The 20010-nt window shown below is 70.4% G+C and carries 20 protein-coding genes and 1 tRNA gene; 19 read left to right on the top strand and 2 right to left on the bottom strand.

The features are described from left to right. Positions 1–127: 127 nt before the first annotated feature. Complete coding sequence (locus tag AB0K00_RS21425; RefSeq protein ID WP_363523177.1) at positions 128–1183, bottom strand: hypothetical protein; 1056 nt, start codon at positions 1181–1183, stop codon at positions 128–130. Positions 1184–2311: 1128 nt separating this feature from the next. Here AB0K00_RS21425 and AB0K00_RS21420 point away from each other — a divergent pair. From AB0K00_RS21420 to AB0K00_RS21350, 15 genes are all read left to right on the top strand, one after another. After that, positions 2312–3370, top strand: a complete 1059-nt coding sequence (locus AB0K00_RS21420; protein WP_363523176.1) for a hypothetical protein — start codon at positions 2312–2314, stop codon at positions 3368–3370. Then, positions 3363–4403 carry a DNA methyltransferase gene (locus AB0K00_RS21415; protein ID WP_363523175.1) on the top strand — a complete coding sequence of 347 codons (1041 nt, stop codon included), beginning with the start codon at positions 3363–3365 and terminating at the stop codon, positions 4401–4403. Before AB0K00_RS21420 ends, AB0K00_RS21415 begins: the two co-directional genes overlap by 8 nt. After that, positions 4400–5296, top strand: coding sequence for a hypothetical protein (locus tag AB0K00_RS21410; protein WP_363523174.1), 897 nt, complete (start codon positions 4400–4402; stop codon positions 5294–5296). The genes AB0K00_RS21415 and AB0K00_RS21410 overlap by 4 nt, the downstream gene beginning before the upstream one ends. Continuing rightward, a complete protein-coding gene (gene dcm, locus AB0K00_RS21405) occupies positions 5293–5907 on the top strand; it encodes a DNA (cytosine-5-)-methyltransferase (RefSeq protein ID WP_363523172.1) in 615 nt (204 codons plus the stop codon). Before AB0K00_RS21410 ends, dcm begins: the two co-directional genes overlap by 4 nt. A 373-nt stretch (positions 5908–6280) precedes the next feature. After that, on the top strand, positions 6281–6631 hold the full coding sequence (locus AB0K00_RS21400; RefSeq protein WP_363523171.1) for a hypothetical protein: 351 nt from the start codon (positions 6281–6283) through the stop codon (positions 6629–6631). After that, the gene (locus tag AB0K00_RS21395; RefSeq protein WP_363523169.1) at positions 6628–7839 is read left to right on the top strand and encodes a site-specific DNA-methyltransferase; all 1212 of its coding nucleotides are present in this window, start codon (positions 6628–6630) and stop codon (positions 7837–7839) included. The genes AB0K00_RS21400 and AB0K00_RS21395 overlap by 4 nt, the downstream gene beginning before the upstream one ends. A gap of 109 nt (positions 7840–7948) precedes the next feature. After that, positions 7949–8236, top strand: a complete 288-nt coding sequence (locus tag AB0K00_RS21390; RefSeq protein WP_363523167.1) for a hypothetical protein — start codon at positions 7949–7951, stop codon at positions 8234–8236. Further along, positions 8233–8766 (top strand): hypothetical protein, encoded by a 534-nt coding sequence (locus AB0K00_RS21385; RefSeq protein WP_363523166.1) that lies wholly within the window; start codon positions 8233–8235, stop codon positions 8764–8766. The genes AB0K00_RS21390 and AB0K00_RS21385 overlap by 4 nt, the downstream gene beginning before the upstream one ends. A 728-nt stretch (positions 8767–9494) precedes the next feature. Beyond that, complete coding sequence (locus AB0K00_RS21380) at positions 9495–9938, top strand: XF1762 family protein (protein WP_363523164.1); 444 nt, start codon at positions 9495–9497, stop codon at positions 9936–9938. Positions 9939–10187: 249 nt separating this feature from the next. Further along, entirely contained in the window at positions 10188–10622 is a 435-nt protein-coding gene (locus AB0K00_RS21375) for a hypothetical protein (protein WP_363523162.1), read from the top strand. A 108-nt stretch (positions 10623–10730) separates the two neighbouring features. Then, the gene (locus AB0K00_RS21370; protein ID WP_363523160.1) at positions 10731–11372 is read left to right on the top strand and encodes a hypothetical protein; all 642 of its coding nucleotides are present in this window, start codon (positions 10731–10733) and stop codon (positions 11370–11372) included. A gap of 196 nt (positions 11373–11568) precedes the next feature. Beyond that, on the top strand, positions 11569–12078 hold the full coding sequence (locus AB0K00_RS21365) for a VUT family protein (RefSeq protein WP_363523159.1): 510 nt from the start codon (positions 11569–11571) through the stop codon (positions 12076–12078). Further along, positions 12038–12664, top strand: coding sequence for a hypothetical protein (locus tag AB0K00_RS21360; RefSeq protein ID WP_363523157.1), 627 nt, complete (start codon positions 12038–12040; stop codon positions 12662–12664). The genes AB0K00_RS21365 and AB0K00_RS21360 overlap by 41 nt, the downstream gene beginning before the upstream one ends. Positions 12665–13174: 510 nt before the next feature. Further along, on the top strand, positions 13175–14149 hold the full coding sequence (locus tag AB0K00_RS21355) for a hypothetical protein (protein ID WP_363523155.1): 975 nt from the start codon (positions 13175–13177) through the stop codon (positions 14147–14149). Beyond that, positions 14136–14348 carry a helix-turn-helix domain-containing protein gene (locus AB0K00_RS21350; protein WP_363523154.1) on the top strand — a complete coding sequence of 71 codons (213 nt, stop codon included), beginning with the start codon at positions 14136–14138 and terminating at the stop codon, positions 14346–14348. The genes AB0K00_RS21355 and AB0K00_RS21350 overlap by 14 nt, the downstream gene beginning before the upstream one ends. A 297-nt stretch (positions 14349–14645) precedes the next feature. Here the strand turns inward: AB0K00_RS21350 and AB0K00_RS21345 are convergent, their stop codons facing one another. Next, positions 14646–14783 carry a hypothetical protein gene (locus tag AB0K00_RS21345; protein WP_363523152.1) on the bottom strand — a complete coding sequence of 46 codons (138 nt, stop codon included), beginning with the start codon at positions 14781–14783 and terminating at the stop codon, positions 14646–14648. A gap of 66 nt (positions 14784–14849) precedes the next feature. Between AB0K00_RS21345 and AB0K00_RS21340 the strand changes: the two genes are divergently transcribed. From AB0K00_RS21340 to AB0K00_RS21325, 4 genes are all read left to right on the top strand, one after another. Further along, the gene (locus AB0K00_RS21340) at positions 14850–15959 is read left to right on the top strand and encodes a site-specific integrase (protein ID WP_363523150.1); all 1110 of its coding nucleotides are present in this window, start codon (positions 14850–14852) and stop codon (positions 15957–15959) included. A 186-nt stretch (positions 15960–16145) separates the two neighbouring features. Beyond that, positions 16146–16258 (top strand) — tRNA-Arg (locus tag AB0K00_RS21335). Positions 16259–16818: 560 nt separating this feature from the next. Then, a complete protein-coding gene (locus AB0K00_RS21330; protein ID WP_363523148.1) occupies positions 16819–17328 on the top strand; it encodes a transposase in 510 nt (169 codons plus the stop codon). Positions 17329–17434: 106 nt separating this feature from the next. Then, complete coding sequence (locus AB0K00_RS21325) at positions 17435–19618, top strand: hypothetical protein (protein ID WP_363523146.1); 2184 nt, start codon at positions 17435–17437, stop codon at positions 19616–19618. The last annotated feature ends 392 nt before the right edge of the window (positions 19619–20010 follow it).

Here is a 20010-nt window from a genome sequence, read left to right as displayed (position 1 = left end):
GGGTGACCCCCCCCCCCCGGGGCGGGGGGGGGTGGGGGCGCACCCCTCCGGGGGGGCGCGCGCCCCCCGGGGGGGGCCCCCCCCACGGCCCAGAACGATGCCGATCGTGCAGGCGCACGATCGCGGCTCAGGCAGCCGCCAGCAGCGGCCTGTCCGTGGTGCGGGCGGCCACGCCGGCGCGGGTCCGCTGCCGGTGGGCGGCCTGCTTCGCCAGTTCCTGTTCCGCCTCGGGTGAGGTGGCTCCGGTGAGCAGGCCCTCGGCGAGGGCGGCGGCGATGCGCTCGTCGATGCGGTTCAGCCGCATCCGCAGCGCGTCGACGGTGACGCCGAGGCGGACGGCGATCGGCTCGATCGCCCGCTTGCCGAGGCGGGTGTCGATGTAGGGCTCCTCGTCGCAGGCGTCCAGCAGGCCGAGCGCGACCGCACGCTGGACCAGGAGGTCGGGGTGCTTCCACGGCCGGTGCGGGGTGCGGGGACCGGGCGGGATGGCGTCGAGGTCGTCGACGAGGACGACGTGACGCTGCTGCGCGACCAGCGCCAGTCCGGCGCGGTACCCAGCCTTGCACAGCTGGGCGTACGGGGCTGGGCGGGACACGTCGACGTGGTCACGCAGCGCGGTGAGGAACCCGGTCAGGACCTCGGCGTCGACGTCGTCGGGGTCGCCGTACCAGCCGCCGGCAACCAGGAGCGCGGCATGCCGGACCAGGCCGGGCAGGGCCAGGGCGGTCGTGGCGACGACCCAGGCGGGGCCGTCGAGGCGGGCCCGGACGATCAGCTCCCGCCACACCGCGTCCAACGCCGCCCAGTCCCTCGGGTGCTCGGCCAGCCAGGTGCGCAGCACCGCCACACTGACCACGCCCTCGGGCAGGCCGAGGTCGGGGTCCATGCCGGTCAGGTCGATGCTCAGCGGGTCCGGGCCGGTGACCAGCGCGGTGAACGCGGTGTCGACGCACGCGAACGGCGAGGACGGCCACACCTCGTCATCGGCGCCGCTGGCGGCGTCGGCCCGGCCCGGGTCGGCTGGTCCGCGACCGGGCACGGCGCGGGCCGTGCCGTTGACCGCCGGACGGGATGTGGCAGCGGCGCGGCCCGTGTCACGAGCCGTGTCACGGGCAGTGTCATCGGTGCCGGCGTCGGTGTCCGGGCGGTTCGTGGTGCGGTCCAGGGTGATGGACACGGTCATGTCACAAACTCCTATGACAACGAAGATCGTGGATGGACATCGCGGGGTTGCCACGGCGATGTCCGGGGTTGTCATTGCGCCACGAACGGCTCACAGGTCACTGACAGTGCTGGTCAGCGGCGCATCTGGGCGGTCGGCGCCACGGCAGGCCCGACGCCGGCCGGCCGTGTCACACGATCTACGGCATCGATTGTGATCGTTGACATCGATGAAGTGTCACAGTCATTGAACTGCGCATTGACATCACGGCCGCCCAAAGTCGATGCGCCAGATGGACTGTCAGGCCCACAAGCACGGCAGCGCCCAGGAGTTCGCACACAGCGCCTGTCGCCGCTCACGGCGGGCGCCGCACGCACTCACAGCAACTCACAGCGCCCCTCACGGGACAGCCAAGTGGCTGTGACGCCACCACACGGCACAGATGTCTGTCGATTGACACGTCGTCGTGTCACAGAAGATCATCAATTGACATCGCCCGAATGTCACAGAAGATCATCGATTGATATGGGGAGCATGTCACAGAAGATCATCGATAGCTTGTTGTCACCCGCAGTCGGAAATCCCTCCGGACCACCGCACCACCCACGCGTTGCCGGCATTGCCTCTGGCGCCGGCACAGCCAACAACCATCGACGGACACAGCATCGCTGTCGCGACGCTCGCCGCGCGACCCGGTGCGACGCCGGCAACCACTCTCCCGTCGCGCCGGCACCTCCTTCCGGATGACAGCGGAGAACCCCGGTCCGGTGAGCGGGCATGGAGATCTCGACCGCCCACAGCCGCTCACAGCCGGGCTTTGACGGCTGGGCACAGTCACTCACAGCCGCTCACAGCGACTGCTGTGAGCCGCTGTAAGCCGCTGTGAGCGGCTGGGTCTGACCTGCTGATGCCACTGTGAGCGGTTGTGAGCCGTTGTGAGTGGCCGGGTCTTGACCGCAGATGCCGCTGTGAGCGGCCTCCGCCACCGCTCGGTGACGGCCTGTTGCTGTGAGCGTGCCGTGTGTGTGGCTGTGAGCGGTGTTCGGGGTGCTGTGAGCGGCTGTGAGTGGTGGGGGCGTTCGCCACGGCTCACAAACCCGGATAGGAGGGTGTCAGCGCTTCCCGGCGCGGCGCGGAGCCGACAGCCATATGAGCAAGCACCCGCCGCACCACCAGCCCACCCACCACGACCCCAGCTCCGACCCGAACCTCGGCCCGGACGGGACGGCCGGCGCCCCGGGTGCCGACGATGCCGAGCAGCTGCTCGTCGACGTCGTCGCCGGGGACCCGCCCGTCCCGATCACCGTCTGGCGGACCGCCCGCACCAGCGGCGACCACGGCGCCAGCATCCCGGCCCGGCTGGCCAGGCGGCTCGTCGCCGCCTACAGCCGCCCTGGCGAGGCCGTTGTCGACCTCACCGCCGACCACGCCCTCACCACCGCCAGCACCACCGGCGGGCGCCGGCACCACCGGGCCTGGTTCACCGACGTCGCCAGCCTCATCATCGGCCCCGCCACCACCAGCAACGTCGACGACGAGGACACGACGCAGGCCGACGACGACCTCGACACCGACCTCACCGCCAGTGGCGTCGAGCTGGACCTGTCCCTCGCGGACTGGTTCGGAAACGACCTCACCGACCCGCACCTCCCACCGACCGCACCCCCGGTCGTCCCGATCCCCGACGGCGTGTCCCTCGCCGGACTGACCAGCCTCGTCGTCGCGACCTGGCCCCTGGACCCGGACGCGGTCCCCAACCGGATCCGGCTGGCCTGGCTGCTCACCGCCTGCCGGGAGCTGCTGCGCCCGGGCGGCTGCCTCGTCCTCGTCGTGGCCGTCCCGGCAGGGCTCGCCGCGACACCGGAGGACTTCAGCCCGATCGCCACCGCCGCCGGCCAGGTCGGCCTCGGCTACCTGCAGCACATCGTCGCCGTCGCCGCCGACACCAGCGGCGATGGGCACGGCGATGGGCACGGCGACGCGTTCGTCTACCACCTCGACGACGAGGAACTCCTCGCCCTGTCCAAGGCCCGCGCCGACAGCGCCGGCGAACAGTGGACGGTCGCGCACCTGCGGGTCCACGCGGACCTGCTCGTCTTCACCCCGGTGCCTGGTACGGCAGGCCGCCGCAACGGCTCCCGCCGCAACGGCTCCCGCCGCAGCGGTTCCCGCTGGACCGGGCGCAGCGGGGAGGCATCCAATGGCTGAGTCCCGCGCCGCTGTGGCTGCCGACCCGGACGAGCCCGGCCGCGGCAGCACCACCCCGACCGGCACGCGCCGGAGCGGTCCGGTTGGCCGGCACCGCGCCTACGACGCCCAGCACCGCGCCGCCGCGGACACCAACCCGGACGGGCCCACCCTGCCTGCCCCGTCCCTGGCGGGGCTGTCGGTGTGGGCGACCGCGCAACGGACCGGCCCGGTCCAGCGCCGCGGCAGGTACGTACCGGAATCGGTGCAACACCCTGCGAGGATGCTGCCGGCGATCGCCGCGCACGCCATCCACGCCTACACCGAACCCGGCGACCTGGTCCTGGACCCGATGTCCGGGATCGGCACGACCCTCGTGGAGGCCACACACGCCGGACGGGACGCGCTCGGGATCGAGTACGAGTCCCGCTGGTCCGACATCGCCGACGCCAACCTCCGCCACGCCCGCACCCAGGGCGCCACCGGCCGCGGCGGCGTCATCCGCGGCGACGCCACCGACATCCTGTCCCTCGTCCCCGCCGCCCTCATCGGCCACGTCGCCCTGGTGGTGACCTCACCGCCGTACGGGCCGACCGTCCACGGCCTGGTCCGCACCGGCGACGAACTCGACATCCGCGACAACCGGTACAACGACGGCGCCGACAAGGGCAACCTCGCCTACCGCGACCTCACCGGCCTCGCCGACGGGTTCACGCAGATCCTGCGCGGCTGCCACACCCTGCTGCGCCCCGGCGGGACCGTCGTGGTCACCGCCCGCCCCTGGCGCAAGAACGGTGAACTCGTCGACCTGCCCTCCGCCGTCATCGGCGCCGGCATCCGCGCCGGCCTGATCCCGACCGAACGGTGCGTGGCGCTGCTCGCCGCGGTCCGCGACGGGCAACTCGTCGCCCGACCCAGCTTCTTCCAGCTGCAGTCCGTGCGCAAGGCACGCGCCGGCGGCACCCCGATGCACCTCATCGCACACGAGGACGTCCTCATCTTCACCAAACCGATCACACCGTCCACATCGGACGGTACCGGGGGACGCGGATGAGCACATCCATCCACCGGTATCTCAGTCTCGGCGCCGGCGTCCAGAGCTCAGCCACGTTGCTGCTCGCCGCCCGCGGCGACATCCCGACCTTCACCGCGGCCGTCTTCGCCGACACCGCCTGGGAACCCACCGCCGTCTACCAGCACCTCAACCGCCTCGAACGGATCGCCACCGAGGCGGGCATCCCGATCATACGGGTGTCGGCCGGGGACATCCGCGCCGACGCCCTCGACCCTGCCCACCGCTTCGCGTCGATGCCGCTGTTCACGCTCGGCCCGGACGGCGAACGCGGCATGGCCCGACGCCAATGCACGTCCGAGTACAAGATCAAACCGATCAAGGCCGAGATCCGGCGCCGGCTCGGCTACCCGCACCCGCGGCGGGTGCCGGCCGGCGTCGTCGCCGACATCGCGATCGGGATCTCCCTTGATGAGATCGGCCGGGCGCGTGACGCCGACGTCGGCTACATGCGCAACATCTTCCCCCTGCTCGACCTCGGGTGGCGGCGCAGCGACTGCGTCGCCTACCTCGAGCGGCACGGCCTGCCGGGCACCCCGAAGTCGAGCTGCCTCGGGTGCCCGTTCCACGACGACACCTTCTGGGCCGCACTGAAGGCGGACAGCCCGGCGGAGTGGGCGGACGCGGTCGCGTTCGACGCCGCGATCCGGCACGGCTCCGCGCGGGCCAACGCCGACGGGCACCCGCTGCGCGGGCAGTTCTTCCTGCACCGCCAACGCGTCCCGCTCGACCAGGTCGTGCTCCGGCCTCGGTCAGCGGCTGCTGATGTGGACGTGCCGGGGTGCGGGCCGTGGACCTGCCCGCACCCCGGCGACACCAGCACCGACACCACCGACATCACCGTCGGGACCGCCCCGGTGCGGGAGGTGGCGTGAGTGCCCACCCCACCGGCACACCGCCGGGCCAGCACCCCGCTGCCGGAGACCCCGGCGGACCTGACGGCCGCCGCAGCGGCGGCCCGCGGATCGGGTCGCTGTGCACCGGCTACGGCGGCCTCGACCTCGCCGTCGAATGGGTCCTCGGCGGACAGCTCGCCTGGTACGCCGAAACAGACCCGCACGCCCGCACCGTTTGCAAGCACCACTGGCCCGACGTCGCCAACCTCGGCGACATCCGCACCGTCGACTGGAGCCTCGTCGAACCCGTCGAGATCCTCACCGCCGGGTTCCCGTGCCAGGACATCTCCAACGCCGGGAAACGCGCCGGGATCACCGGCGAACACTCCAGCGTCTGGACCGCCGTCGCCGACGCCGTTCGCGTCCTACGACCACCACTCGTCTTCGTGGAGAACGTCGCCGCCCTCCTCCACCGAGGCTTCGACGTCGTCCACGCCGACCTGGCCGAGATCGGGTACGACACGCGCTGGGCATGCCTACGCGCATCCGACATCGGCGCCGCCCACCGCCGCGACCGCCTGTTCCTGCTGGCCGCCGACCAACAGCGGCTCCGCAGCGGCGCCGACGCTGCCGACGCCGTGCGCCCGTGACGGCCACGGTGTCGGCCACCAGTACGGACTTCCCGACCTCATCGAACCCCGCGGTACCCGCCACCACCTGCTACCCACACCGACAGCGGCGCCATACGGCACCAACCAGTCCCCATCGCAGGGGGCGGCGGTCCGGCCCAGCCTGGACAGCCTCGCCCGCAGGCAGCTGCTACCGACCCCGACCGTCGCGGACAGCCGATCCTCGGCCAACGCCACCGCCGGCCGGAGCGTCCCACTCATCGGGCACGCCGGCCGGACCCTCACTGACGCGGCGCGGCTCCTGCCGACAACGCGAGCCACCGACGGCAGCAAAGGCTGCCCAGGGCAGCGCGGCTCACACGGCGACCTGACCCTGCCCTCCGCAGCCGTCCGCGTGGCCGACCGGCACACCGAGCCCACCGACGTCGGCGATCCGCCGACCGGATACGGCACCCCAGACGAAACCAGATGGGGCAGCTACGCCACCGCCGTCGCCCGCTGGGAACTCCTCCTCGGCCGGCCAGCCCCGGACCCGTCCCAGCCGGGCAAGCACGGCAAGCCCGTCCTCGCACCTCCGTTCGTGGAATGGCTCATGGGCCTGCCCGAACGGTGGGTCACCGACCCGCAGCTCGCGCTGCCCCGCACCCGCGCACTGCGGGTCCTCGGCAACGGGGTCGTACCGCAACAGGCCGCCGCCGCGCTGTGCCTGCTGCTCGACCCGGCCCGCTGGGCGGTACCCGCATGAACCTCCGAAACGACGCCGCCGGCGACCCGCTGAGCGGGTTCGAATACCGGCACGCCGGGCCGGTCCGGCTGTACCTCGGCGACGCCCGCGACGTGCTCGCCGCGATGCCCGACGCCAGCGTCGACGCTGTGGTCACCTCACCGCCGTTCTGGCAGTTGCGGGACTACGGCACCGGCCAGTGGGAAGGCGGCGATCCGGGGTGTGTCCACCACATCCCCGCCCCACCGACGCCGGGAACCTCGTGTCCAGGCTGCCGGGCGGTGTGGATCGACCCGCAGTACGGTCTGGAACCGGCCGTCGACGATTACGTCGACCGGCTCGTGGCCGTGTTCGAGCAGGTGCGGCGGGTCCTGAAGCCGACCGGCACCGTCTGGCTCAACCTGGGCGACAGCTACGCCACCGGGAACCGCCGTACCCGCACCGGCACACCCGCCGGTGCGGGTGCGGACGCGCTGCCGGCGAAGAACCTCAACGGCGTGCCGTGGCGGGTCGCGTTCGCGCTGCAACGGCACGGCTGGTGGCTGCGCAACGCGATCATCTGGGCGAAGCCGAACCCGATGCCGGAATCGGTCCGGGATCGGCTGACCGCCAGCTACGAACTGCTGTTCCTGCTGACCCGCTCAGCGAGGTACCACTTCGACCTCGACCCGATCCGGATACCCCTCGCCCGGCCCGACGCGGCGGACGGCACCCGCACCTTCGGCGGCGCCCGCAAAGGCGCCACCGGCGGGATCGGACCGACCGCACGCCGGCGCGGCGGCAGCCGCTACGGCGGCAAACACCACGACGGCAGCCCGCAGGCCGCGAAAGCGGCCGGCAGCAACCTGGTGCCGCTCGGGCACGCCCACACCGCCGCGCACACCCGTGGCCGCAATCCCGGCGACGTGTGGCAGATCGCCACCCGCCCGTACCACGGCGCGCACGTCGCACCGTTCCCGCTGGACCTGCCACTCCGGGCGATCGCGGCCGGGTGTCCACCCGGCGGGACCGTCCTGGACCCGATCTCCGGCGCCGGCACCACCGGACTCGCCGCACTGCACCTCGGCCGCGCCTACATCGGCGTCGACATCGCCACCGCGTTCCACGACGAGGCCCTCACCCGGCTCGCCCCGTACCTGCCCCCCGACACCGCCACCGGCCCGTGCCCGCACGACGCAGCACCGGCAGGACCGGCGGGACGGACGGGTACAGCTGGAGGGCCGGGATGAGTCTGCGGACGGTGCCGGCAGGACCGGCGGGCAACGGCTCGACCGTTTCAGCCGGACCCAGGAATTCTCCGGGCAGGTCGTCACTGATCCGCGTCGGCTGGCCCGCATCATGGCCCGCCACGACCCGGCCATCTACCCCGGCAGATATGCAACCTGCGTTTTCGATCACGCTAAAGCCCTCTGCGGCGCCCGACCCGATCTCGACAACTGCCAACCCCTGCACTGCCGCAATGCCGCGCTCACCCAGGCCAACCGCCAAGCGCTGCGCGGCGAGGTGACCGAGCTCGAGACCTACCTCGACCGGATCCCTGCACTGCCGCCCTATCTCAGTGCCGTCCTTCGGCAACGCGCGAACGCCATCACCGCGTTCCTCGACACCAACACCGCGCCACGATGAGCCGCACCCTGCCCACCGAGGACGTCGTGCGCCAAGCGCTGGACGCGATGCTCAACCAGGCAGCCGCCACCGGCATCCGACCGACCGTTCAGGGCTTGGCCCGCCAGCTCGGCATCCCGAACGCCACCTTCTGGCGCCGCTATCGCGACATTGCCATCGAGCTTCGCCAAGCCAGCACCACCAGCGGCACGCCGACAGCGGACCGACCACCAGCGCGCGTCGGCGAACTCGAAGCAAGAGTCGCGACGCTGCGCCGCGAACGCGACGAACTCGCCGACCAACTCCGCGACGCGCTCGGCCACCTGCAGAACATCTCGCCGTCGACAACGCCCGGCTCCGCCGCGCTCTCGAAGCCGCTCACGACGTCACCCGCCTCGACACCCGCACGCCACGCCCACAACCGCGCTAGTGCTGTGACCGGGAACGTTGACCGGGTTGGGGGACACGCCGGTCAGCGTTCCCGACTTCGCTGTGGTCGGGGTCCACGCTGTCGGGATGTCGGAACCTGTTCGAGCGCGCCGGCTCTCTGACCCTGGCCCACCTGCTCGCCAACGGCGACGAGGACGACGGGCAGTGACCGCGCTGACCGAAGTCGCCTTAGCGCTTTGGAGGCTGCCGACTTCTTCGATAGGCGATTTCGCCGAATATCGCGATCGTCACCGCAGGTAGCACGCCACGTCTTAGCTCTGCCAGCCACGAGTCGCCGTTCCACAGTGCGAGAACGGTGATCGCGATGACAGCTACAAGCAGGTAGCCGCCAAAACGGACTGCGGGCGGGATATGGCGAGTATGGCGAGGCATGGTCGCAAACTTAAACGCTGCGCAGTCGTGCTGCTGACCGCCTCCGTGCGGCCGAGGCCCTGTCGCCCCGGCCCGTCGTGGCGAGCCAGTCTCTCCACCCGCTCACCCGAGTGCACGCGGAAGCCGGCCCTCAATATCACTGAGCCGCCGAGCCCGAACAGGATCTGCCATCCGCACAGCCTGAACCCCAACCACCGCAAAGGCCGGGAACGCCGACCGGCGTGTCACCCAACCCGGTCAACGTTCCCGGTCAAAGCACTAGCCAGCCGGAACGGCGTCCGCCTGGATCGCCGCGCCCGCCGACGAGCCCGCGCCGCGCGGACCCGGCGTCAAGGCCACACCCTCCGGGCGGCCTATGGCCGGCCTTGACCCCGTCTTCCTCCACGGCGCCGCGCCTCGCCGAGACGCGGCTCACCCAGCGTCCACCCCTCCGACCAAACACGGTGGACAACGGTCAGTGCCAAGCCCTGGCCATAACACCGACTGGCACCGCCACCACCGCCCACCCGCCGGGCACAAGTACTCCATCGGCGTCGCCGACCAGGACAACACCCTGGTCGGCGTCGCCGTCGTCGGCCGGCCGGTCGCCCGGCTCCTCGACGACGGCCACACGGTCACCCAGGTCACCCAGGTCACCCAGGTCACCCAGGTCGCCGCCGACGGCACCCGCAACGCCTGCTCGATGCTCTACGCCGCGGCCTGGACGGCGGCGAAAGCGCTCGGCTACCGGCGTCTCGTCACCTACACCCAGGCCGGGGAGAACGGCGCAAGTCTCCGCGCCGCCGGCTGGCAGGTCATCGCGCAGCGCCCGGCCACACCGGGCTGGTCACGCCCCAGCCAGCCCCGCACCGACCACGGCACCGCCCACATCGCCAGACAGCGCTGGCACGCCCCCACCTGACGGAAGGCCCGAAGCGCTCGCCGCGCCCAGCCGCACCGGCAATCCCCCGTCCTGCCGCCAGCACCGCACGCCGGTGGGGTCGGCACCACCGTGTGCCGACCCCACCGGCCCGACCCCGAGGGAGCCGACCGTGCCCGGCACCACCCACCGCGTCCCGACCGACCCGGCAGCGCCGCAACGTCGACCGCGACGGCGGCGACCCGGGCCGTTCCCGGTCACCATCGTGCAGGCCGCCCCACGGTCGCACCGGTGGTGACCGCCGACCAGCATGGCCGGCGCAGCGCCGCGAACCAGACCGCCGGCGAGTTCACCACCGCCGCCCGACAGGGCCGCAGCTCCCGCGTCGGCGCCACCTACGACGTGATGTGGGCGATCGACATCCGGCAGGTGACCGACATCATCACCGACGCACCCGGCCTCGCCGCCGACCCGACACCGGGAGCGCTGCTGATCGGTCGGGACCTGCGCGGCCGACCGGTCGTCGTCCTGCTGCACGCCGACACCTGGAGCCTCGTCATCGCCCCCAGCCGCGCCGGACACGCCGCGAGCAGCTTCGTGTGCATCGACGGCCACCGCAGCGGATTCGACCTCGACCACCTGGTCTGGTCCTTCGACGACGACACCAGCGTCCACGGCGTCGAGTGGACCGACATGCTCGCCGCCGTCCTCGCCGCCGCGACCTGAACCACGCGCCCCGAGGCCCCTTCGCACCGCCGTGCAGCACCGGCATCGGCACCGCCACCCCGCCGGCGCCTGCCTCTGCCCCCTGTCAACACCGTCCTGGAGGCTGCCATGCCGACCACCCACGGCCCACTGCAACACCGCCCGTTCGCCGCGCTCGCCGACCACCTCGACCGGGCCGTCCCGGCGCTCACCGCCGAGGCCGTTCGCGCGGAACTGCGCGCCCTCGTCAGCCGCGGCGCGCTGACCCGCCGCGACGGCGACGACGTCCTGGCCCGCCTCGGCCTGCACACCCAGCCCTACCGGTGGGTCGTCGGCGTCGCCGTACCCGTCACCACCACCGTCCGCGCCCCCAACGACCGCTACGCCCACCACGTCGGCACCGCCCACCTCATCGCCGCCCTCAGCCGGCTGCGCACCGGCTACCTCACCGGCCCCGACACCCCCACCACCCCGGTCGAACACCCCGCCGCCCGCAGCCTGCGCCGGCTGCGGACCACCCGCACCGACCCCCACCCCGGCTACCCCACCGGCGGCATCTACCGCATCCACGCCGACGCACTGCTGGCCATCACCGTCACCGGCGACGAGCCCGACACCGTCTACGCCGACGCCCGCACCCGCCTGACCGCCGACCTCAACCGCCGCACCGACATCACCTGCGACACCGGTCGGATGCGGCCGACCGGCCTGCGCCGGCTCACCGACCTCGACCACACCGACGTCATCGCAGATACCAACGGCACCGGCTGACGGCCCGCGCCGCAGATCAGCAGACCCGCCGACCAGACATCCACACCAGCTCTCGCCAGTCCCGGCGAGGGTCGAACTGCCGTGCCCGAAAGGGGCCCACCCAGCCATGCCAGCCCGCAACCACCAGCCACCCCACCCGCAACCCGCGCCCGCGTCGTCCCCGGACCGTCCACGCCGATCGCCCATCACCGCAGCCGTGCCGCCGGTCCTCGTGTTCATCACCGCCGTCATGGCCGCCAACAGCCTCACCGCCGGCTACGGACTCATCCCGGTCGGGTTCGGTCTCACCGCCGCCGCCGGGACCGCCGCCGCCGGCCTGACCCTCCTCGCCCGCGACTGGGTCCACCAGACCGCCGGACGGCCCACCGTCTTGGCCTGCATCGGCACCGGCGCCGTCTTCAGCGCCACACCCGCCGGTCCCCGCCTCGCCATCGCCTCCGCCGTCGCGTTCCTCGTCGCCGAACTCGTCGACCTCCTCGTCTACCAACGACTCCGGGACCGCGGCATGCTCCGCGCCGCGCTCGCGTCCAACGCCGCCAGCGTCCCCGTCGATTCCCTGCTGTTCCTCGCCCTGGCGGGGTTCCCGATCGGGGCCGCGCTGCCCGGCCAGCTGTGGGTGAAGGCCATCGCCACCGTCGTGCCCGTCGCCGTGTTCGCCGCCGCCCGTGCGCTACTACGCCACCGCCTCCGGCCCCGCCGTCCGTGAGGCGATGCGCGCCGGCCGACTAGGGATGATCGCCACCCCCGCGGCCGGAAACCGGGTCGAGGACGGCGTCGCGTGGATCGCCGACAATGCGTCCTACACCGGTCGCTACCCCGGCGACGACCGCTACCTCGCCTGGCTCGCCGCCCGCGTGGTCCATCGTGGACAGTGCGCGTTTGCGACCGCACCCGACGTCGTTGGTGACGCGGTAGCGACGTGGGCGCGGTCCCGGCCGGTCCTGCCCCGCATCCGCGCCCTCGGCTACCCCGCCGCGCTCGTCGCCCAGGACGGACTGGAACACCTCAACATCGACTGGACCCTCTTCGACGCACTGTTCCTGGGCGGATCCACCCCGTGGAAACTCGGACCGGCCGCCGCCCGGCTCGCCGCCCACGCCCACGGGCTCGGCCTCCATGTGCACGTCGGGCGGGTCAACAGCCTGCGCCGGCTGCGGTACGCCGCCAGCATCGGCGCGCACTCCGCCGACGGCACCTATCTCACGTACGGGCCCCGCCGGAATCTGCCGAAGCTGCTCGGCTGGCTGCAACAGGTCAACGCGGCAGGACCGGACAGGACCAAGGCCTCGTGACAGCTGCGGCGCGCACCTACGCCGGTTCGTCAGCTGAAACCTGGGATCCGCCCATGATCTCCGCGCTCGCAGCGTCAAACTCGGCGCCGCAACAGGCACCACGATCTGCGCGCCAGAAGCACCGCTAGCCCGGCCGGTGACGCTGTGGCGACCATCCCGGCGTGTAGTACGGCGCTGACCGAGTCAGCTCGACGCGGGCATGCGTCCCGTGGTCCGGACGTCACCGGCCGGGTCACACCCGCAGCACGGCACAGCCCTGCCCACCGTCACCTCTCGGGGGGCGCGCCCGATGCGGTTCGCCCACCTTCGTTTGCCCATTCCCGCGCTGATTGGAGCGGCACTCGTGACCGCCAACCCCTCCCCCACCACACACTGCAGCGATGGTGGCCCGAATCCTGGTGCAGCGCACCAGAATTCGTTTGCCGGACCGGGTGACCAGGTGGAACTCATCGCCCGGGCCCTCATCCGCCCTGATGGGCACGGCGCCTGGTCCGGCGTGCCGTTTCTTCCTTGAGTCCGGCACCGGCGGCGAACCCCTCACCGAACTGCTGCGCAAACTCGCCGGGTGCGCCCGGCGGGTCGGCGTGGCAGGTCCTGCTGTGGCTGCACTCCCCGGACCGCGAACGCCACCTGCACCAGCGGCTCGCCGACCTCGGCCCGCTCGGGACGCCGGTCGCCACCGCCGCCCGCGCTCCCGGCGCCCACTCCACCACCGGTCCCTGGCGGCTGCACAGCCACCCCAGAGCAGTCGCACTCGCTGACCTTCCCTACCGGAGGCACACAACCGTGAAGACCACCTTCTCTCTCACCGACCTGCGCGGCCTCATGCCGCGCGACCGCTGGGCCATCGACATGCTCACCGAGCACCGGGCCCTGACCACCGACCAGTTCACTGCACTCGCTTGCGACTCCGCGCCGGCCGACGCTGATCGACGACTGCAGATCCTGGCCCAACGCCGCCGGCCCGTCCGCATCGACTTGGCCTGGCTCCTCGGCCCGTTCGTCGTCCACCTCTGCCGGCCCGTTCCCGGCGAGCCGGACCTGACCACCAACCAGTCCTTTGCCGACCTGGCCGCCCATGCCCGGACGCAGGCCGGCACCGACATCCGGGCCTGGCGGTCCATACCCGCTCCATACGGCCAGTACCTGCACAACGGCAAGGACATCGGGTTCTGGTACCAGCGAGACGCCGGCGGACCGCCGTCCAGCTGGCCGTGCCACCGCTCCCTCGCCGTCAACACCGGTGCCAGCCTGCTGCTCGTTACCACCGACGACCTGGACCGCTTTGGGCGCAATTCGGGCGGGCTGACCATCGCCGCCAGCCGCCCCGGCGAGCACGCCTGGCATGTTCGCGGCGAACGCCTCGCCTTGTACGAACTCCCTGAGGCGGAGCAGGTCGATCCGTCGGTGCACCCGATCCATGACCCGCAGCGGCCGTACGACGAGGCCGTCGCCGACGGCGTGTCCTCCTATGTCCGCCCGTAGCGCCTGGACCCCCGAGCGGCTCCGGGCGCTCGATCCGACCACCGACCTCGCCACCGCCGCGGAGATCCTCGGCATCTCGCGCTCCGCCGCATACAAGCTCGCCCGCCGCGGCGCGTTCCCGGTGCCGCTGCTCAAGGTCGGTGCCGTCTACCGCGTACCGACCGCACCGCTGCTCGCCGCCATCCACCTCGACGCGTAGGCACCGTCGGCGCCCACACGGCGCCGGCGGGACGCACCCGCGACGACTTGAACACGCCCGCGAGGCGAGCGTCGATGGACCACGACAAACCGTTGCCACCCTGATCGGAGCACACCACCAACCATGGCAGAAGGAAGCATCTTCAAACGCTGCGGCTGCCGCGACCCGCACACCGACAAGCCCTATGGCACCCACTGCCCTCAGCTGCGCCGCCCGAACCGCTCCTGGAACCCCCAACACGGCCACTGGGCATACCAACTCGAACTCCCACCCACCGCCGATGGACAACGCCGCCTGCTACGCCGCGCCGGCATCGACACCCGCCAGCAGGCCGTCGCCGAACGCGACCACGCCCGCGCACTGCTGGGGCTGGCCGGCCGCGACCGCCGCCGACAGATCGAGATCGGCGACGTCATCCAGAACGCGGTACGCCACCGCCTCCCGTTCCCCGACGTCGACCGCGTCCGGCAACGCCTGCGCGGCGACGGACCACTCGGCGACATGCCCACCGTCGGCGAGTACCTCACCAGCTGGCTCGAACACCTCACAGCCGACATCAACACCATCCACGGCTACGAATCAATCGTCCGCACCCACCTCATTCCGCACCTCGGCGACGTACCCCTCGACAAACTGCGCACCAGCCACCTGCGGGCGATGTTCATCGCCATGGAACGCCGCAACGCTGAAATCCGTGAGCTCAAGGCCAGCCCTGACCCAGCTGTGCGCAGGACCGTTGCGCGAGTCCGCCCCACCGGGCCGGTCACCCGTCATCACATCCGGGCTGTGCTACGGAAGGCGATCAACGACGCCCTCGCCGACGAACTCATCGTCGGCTCCAACCCCGCCATGCTCGTCAAGACTCCAGCCGACCGCGCCCTGCCAATCGTGTGGGAGGACGAACGCATCGAACGGTGGCAGGCCACCGGCGAAGTCCCCGGGCCGGTCATGGTCTGGACCGCCGAACAGGTCGCCACGTTCCTCGACCATGTAGCCGACCACGATCAGGTGATCCACCCCATGCTGCACCTGATGGCGTACCGCGGACTGCGCCGAGGCGAAACCGTCGGGCTGCGGGACACTGAGGTACGGCTCGCCAAACGGGAACTGACCGTCAACAACCAGATCGCCATCATGGGTCATCGGACCATACAGAAACCGCCGAAAAGCCGGGCCGGGAACCGGGACATCGCCCTCGACGCTGACACCGTCCGAGTGCTCACGGCATACAGGGCGCGCCGCGCGGCATGGCGACTCGCTGCCGGGGATGCGTGGCCGGACACCGGGCTGTTCTTCGTCCGCCCCGACGGGCAGCCGTGGCATCCCAACGCGTTCAGCGCGCGGTTCCGGCTGCTCGCACGGAATGCGGGGATGCCGCCGGTACGGTTGCATGACCTACGGCACTCGGCGGCGACCATCGCGCTGGATGCAGGGATCGACATCAAGGTGGTGTCCGAGCAACTCGGCCACTCGACCACCACGCTCACCCGGGACACGTATCAGAGCGTCACCAAGCAGGTGCACCAGGACGCGGCTGACGCCGTCGCTGCCAGAATCGCAGTCAGAGCCGCCATCTACCGATCAGAGGGCAAAGGGTTCGAGTCCTCCTGAACCAACAGATCGTGATCCCACCCAGCACAGACTTCGCGTCGATAGACCACACGACCTTCCGCGATCACCGCAGACGGCTGGTACAACCTCGGTCTCGTCGGCTCCAGCAACGTGGACATGCCCCTCGAATCCCGTGGTGCCTTGCGAGACGATCGCAAGGCACCACGGGATTCGAGCCGGGGTCCGGCGTGGTGGTCGAAATGGGCTGCGTGCGGATCGTTCGATCAAGGCTTGACCTGTGCCTGCGTCCCATCTGACTACGGATCAGAAGGTTAGGGGTTCGAGTCCCTTCGGGCGCGCAACATCAAGAGGCGGTTGACCTGCGGAAACGCGGATCAGCCGCTTCTCTTTGTTTGTCCATTGTGGACCTGAAGTGTTCCGAAAGTGATCGGCTGTTTCGGAAGGGTCCAGATCGGTCCGCGTCGGTGCGTGCTGGACCGCGTCGACCAGTCTGGATCTTGGACGCGGCTCCGCCCGGCCGGGCTGGCCGTGAGCAGCGCTGTGTCGGCATCTGACAGCGCTCGGATTCGGCCCCTCTTTGGAGATCGCTTCACGGCGCCTGCGGGCGCAGTTGGCGTCGGCCGGTCGACGTCTCACCGGTCCCTGCGGGTGAGAGATCCACGCCGGGCGACCTGCAACTCGAACCGGTCAATTCATTCGCGACTCGGACGAACCCGCACGGTACCGGCAGAGCGGTGCACCCGACGAAAAGGCTCGGTAAGGATGCGGATGCGGAGTTGGTCGGCGACGGCGTGGTATGGCGCGCGGCTGAGACGATCTCCAGCCACAGATATTAGGGTCATATGGCCCTATAGTCAGGCATGCTCTGGCGTAGCCCTCGCCGCCGTATGACTGATCCATGCCTGCGCTGCGGCCCGGAAGGCGAGCGGAGCCCGACCGGCTGCCGACTACGGGACACGGCGCGGATGTGGGTGGGATGGTCGGGACGGCCGCATCGTTGCCGCGTCAGAGCTCCGGGCGTGCCGGTCGAGGTACGCCGCAGGCTGATCCGGCCACCGCCTGGCACAGCGAGAGTGTGTTGGTCATCGACGATTCCGGTGACCGCAAGGCCGGCCAGCGCACGGCTCGTGTCGGGCGGCAGTGGCTGGGCCGCTACGGCAAGACCGACAACCAGCAGCATGGTCAACCAAGCACCCACGTTCGTGATGAACAAACCCGCCGCCATCCGCGGTGGTCAGCCAGCCCACCCGGCCCGAACCGGGGCTGCGCCAGGCCGAGGAGTCCGTCGCCGAAGTCTCAAGCGCTCTGCGGAACTTGTCTATGTCGATGCCGCGCACTCGGCCATCTCGGCGAAGGTAGTCGCTTCGGCGAGTTCATCTCGTCCAGACGGGTCGTATTCTTCCATTGATCATTTCCGTGGCCAGTTAACCCGCTAGAGGGATTGACAAGGAGTATTCAAACAGCGAATTCTGACGCCAGGTTGTCTTTGCTCGGTGCGAATCGGGGAGGTCCGTGTGAAGCTCAATCGGCGTACGTTTCTGGCGATCGCGTCCGCGGTTGGCGGATCTCTCGTGCTGTCGCCGGTGCGGTCAGCGGCCGCGCGGCCGGTATCCGTCGCGGATCCGGTGATCGCACCGCGGTTTCCGGGTGTCGCGGCGCAGCAACCGGGCCTGAAGGTGGATAGCGCGGATGCGATCAAGGCTCTTCTCGGCTACGACCCGGCGACCGATCCGGATGCGCGGTACTTTCGATCGCGTGTCCCGGTCGCTGCCAGGATCGCGCCGTTCGCCGCTACTCAGGCGCAGCCGGACCTGAGTGCACGACCGCAGGTGACGAACCTCTCGCAGTATTACGAAGCCATCTCGGACATCGGTGACAACGACTTCAACCGGCACTACCAGTACCTCCGCTATGGAGATACAATCGACCCGTTCGTCACCCGTTTCCAGCAGTATCAGGATATCGTCGGCGGCTGGCAGGGCGCGCAAGCCGTTCCTACTACCGCATACACCGACCTTCTGCACCGGACCGGGTCCCTGTCGATCGGAATCCTCTTTCAGCCCTACACAGGCGACGACAACGACGGGTTCCTCCAACAAGATCGTCCGGGGCACTTCCCGGTTGCCGATAAGCTGGTCGAGCTGGCGAAGTACTTCGGCTACGACGGCTACTTCCTCAACGTCGAGTCGGAACTCGACTCCGATCAGGTCGCATCGCTGATGGCCTTCATCGGTTACCTGCAACAGCTCGCCGCCGTCAACCACTTGAAGACCTTTACCGTGCAGTGGTACGACGCCGTGACGGTCAACGGCGCCTACCCGGCCTATCAGAACACCTTCAACTCCCAGAATGCGGGATGGATCACGCAGGCCGGCGCGGACACGATCTTCATCAACTACTGGTGGGGACAGAGTGATGTGCAAACCGCGGTGCGAGAGTGCGCGTTCCTGCACCTCGATCCCATCAGCGTGTGCTACTTCGGCCTGCAACTCGAACGCCGGACCGGACTGGGCATCACCATGTCGCCCATGGTTCCGCCAGCGAACAACGAGATCGACCTGGTCATCCCAATCAACGGGACCGGCGCGGCGCAGGCCAGCGTCGCGTTGTTCGACCCCGCGCGTCGCTCGCTAGAGTTGTCCCAAGAATCCGCAGCGCCCAACCCCGCAACACCCGGACTGCCGGACCTGCAGTCCGCGGCCTACGAGGCGGAACTGCAGTTCTGGTCCGGAGGCACCCGAAACCCGGCCGTGCCGGCCAGCCCCGGCTCCTACGGCGTCGCCAACTACATCACCGAACGCTCCGTGATCGGTGACCTGCCGTTCTTCTCCCGGTTCAACACCGGCACCGGTACCGCCTTCTATCTCGACGGCGCGTCGTCCTCGTCGACACCGTGGTTCAGCGCCGGAATCCAGGAGATCCTCCCCACTTGGCAATGGTGGACCGAGGACTTCGACACACATTCCACGTCCCAACTCCTCACCGTCGGATACGACTACACCACCGCCTACAACGGCGGGACATCACTCGGCATCGCCGGCGACCTCAGCACCCAGAATCCCACCGCCGTACGCCTGTTCAAGACCGACCTGAAGGTCACCCACAGCACACAAGCCGAAGTGGTGTACCGATCCCCGAAACCGCACGCCGCCGAGCTCTATCTCGGTCTGATCCTCAAGGACAGCAACCGCACCGTGTGGCAGCGTCTCGACCACCGCGACGGCGTGAAGATCACCGCGGCCAGTGGTGGCTGGACCCGCGCAACCGTGCCCCTCACCCGGCACGCCGGCAAACGCGTCGCGGCCATCTCAGCCGGCGTCAAGCTCACGCCGCACCAAAAGCCCGTCGCCGGCTACGCAGTGAACATCGGCAGCATCGGCATCTTCGACCCGAAAGACCGTCCCCACCGGCTCCCGCGGCCAAGGCACTTCCACATCGAAGCATCCCATGTCGGCACGGACGGGAGCGCCGCGGAACTGCGCCTGCTGTGGGACTTCGACCCGCAGGTCTGGTACTACGACATCACCCGCACCCGTCCCGGCGGCAGACTGATCTGGCTCGGCCGCATCACCGGCGACGCCTACTACGTCCAAGCCATGCCACGCATCGGCAACGAACGTTCCACCACGGTCGTACTCAAGGCGGTTGGCAGGAACCCCTCCGTCGACAGCGAAACGTCGCTGAGATTTACCTGGTGAACCGCGACACTTGGGCGACGTAGCAAGGCTTTGGCGCGGAGGGCTGCCCCGCGGGCGAGCCCTCTCGACAGGAGCGGGACCGCGCTGCGCCGTCAGCCGTGCCGGTGCTGTCTTGTACCCGGAGCGGCCCGGGGAGGAGACGATGCCGTCGGGGTTGGCGACCCCAGCCGACACGACGGTCGCCTGCGTGACGTCCTTGACGTTGAATCCTACCGACATGAAGTTCTCGATCACGCTGTGCTGGTAGTCCGGCGGTGCGCCGACTTAGGAGCCCTGGAGCGCGGGCGAGTCGAATTAGTAGGCGGAGCCCCCGGTGAAGGCGCCGGTGTTGGCGTCGATGATCGCGTTTGTTCGTCCGGGGCTGCCGATCAGCCAGAGCTGGCTGGTGGCCC

The organism is Dactylosporangium sp. NPDC049525 (assembly GCF_040676755.1).
GTDB lineage: Bacteria > Actinomycetota > Actinomycetes > Mycobacteriales > Micromonosporaceae > Dactylosporangium.
The sequence above is the reverse complement of the archived record's forward strand: the minus strand, read 5'-3'. Positions and strand labels throughout refer to the sequence as shown.

Bases quoted from the DNA above. Each gene is read 5' to 3' on its own strand.
- AB0K00_RS21415 (WP_363523175.1), top strand. From the start codon at position 3,363: ATGGCTGAGTCCCGCGCCGCTGTGGCTGCCGACCCGGACGAGCCCGGC.
- AB0K00_RS21390 (WP_363523167.1), top strand. From the start codon at position 7,949: ATGGCCCGCCACGACCCGGCCATCTACCCCGGCAGATATGCAACCTGC.
- AB0K00_RS21350 (WP_363523154.1), top strand. From the start codon at position 14,136: ATGTCCGCCCGTAGCGCCTGGACCCCCGAGCGGCTCCGGGCGCTCGAT.
- AB0K00_RS21370 (WP_363523160.1), top strand. From the start codon at position 10,731: ATGCCGACCACCCACGGCCCACTGCAACACCGCCCGTTCGCCGCGCTC.
- AB0K00_RS21425 (WP_363523177.1), bottom strand. From the start codon at position 1,183: ATGACCGTGTCCATCACCCTGGACCGCACCACGAACCGCCCGGACACC.
- AB0K00_RS21395 (WP_363523169.1), top strand. From the start codon at position 6,628: ATGAACCTCCGAAACGACGCCGCCGGCGACCCGCTGAGCGGGTTCGAA.
- AB0K00_RS21420 (WP_363523176.1), top strand. From the start codon at position 2,312: ATGAGCAAGCACCCGCCGCACCACCAGCCCACCCACCACGACCCCAGC.
- AB0K00_RS21410 (WP_363523174.1), top strand. From the start codon at position 4,400: ATGAGCACATCCATCCACCGGTATCTCAGTCTCGGCGCCGGCGTCCAG.
- AB0K00_RS21330 (WP_363523148.1), top strand. From the start codon at position 16,819: ATGCCTGCGCTGCGGCCCGGAAGGCGAGCGGAGCCCGACCGGCTGCCG.
- AB0K00_RS21385 (WP_363523166.1), top strand. From the start codon at position 8,233: ATGAGCCGCACCCTGCCCACCGAGGACGTCGTGCGCCAAGCGCTGGAC.
- AB0K00_RS21340 (WP_363523150.1), top strand. From the start codon at position 14,850: ATGCCCACCGTCGGCGAGTACCTCACCAGCTGGCTCGAACACCTCACA.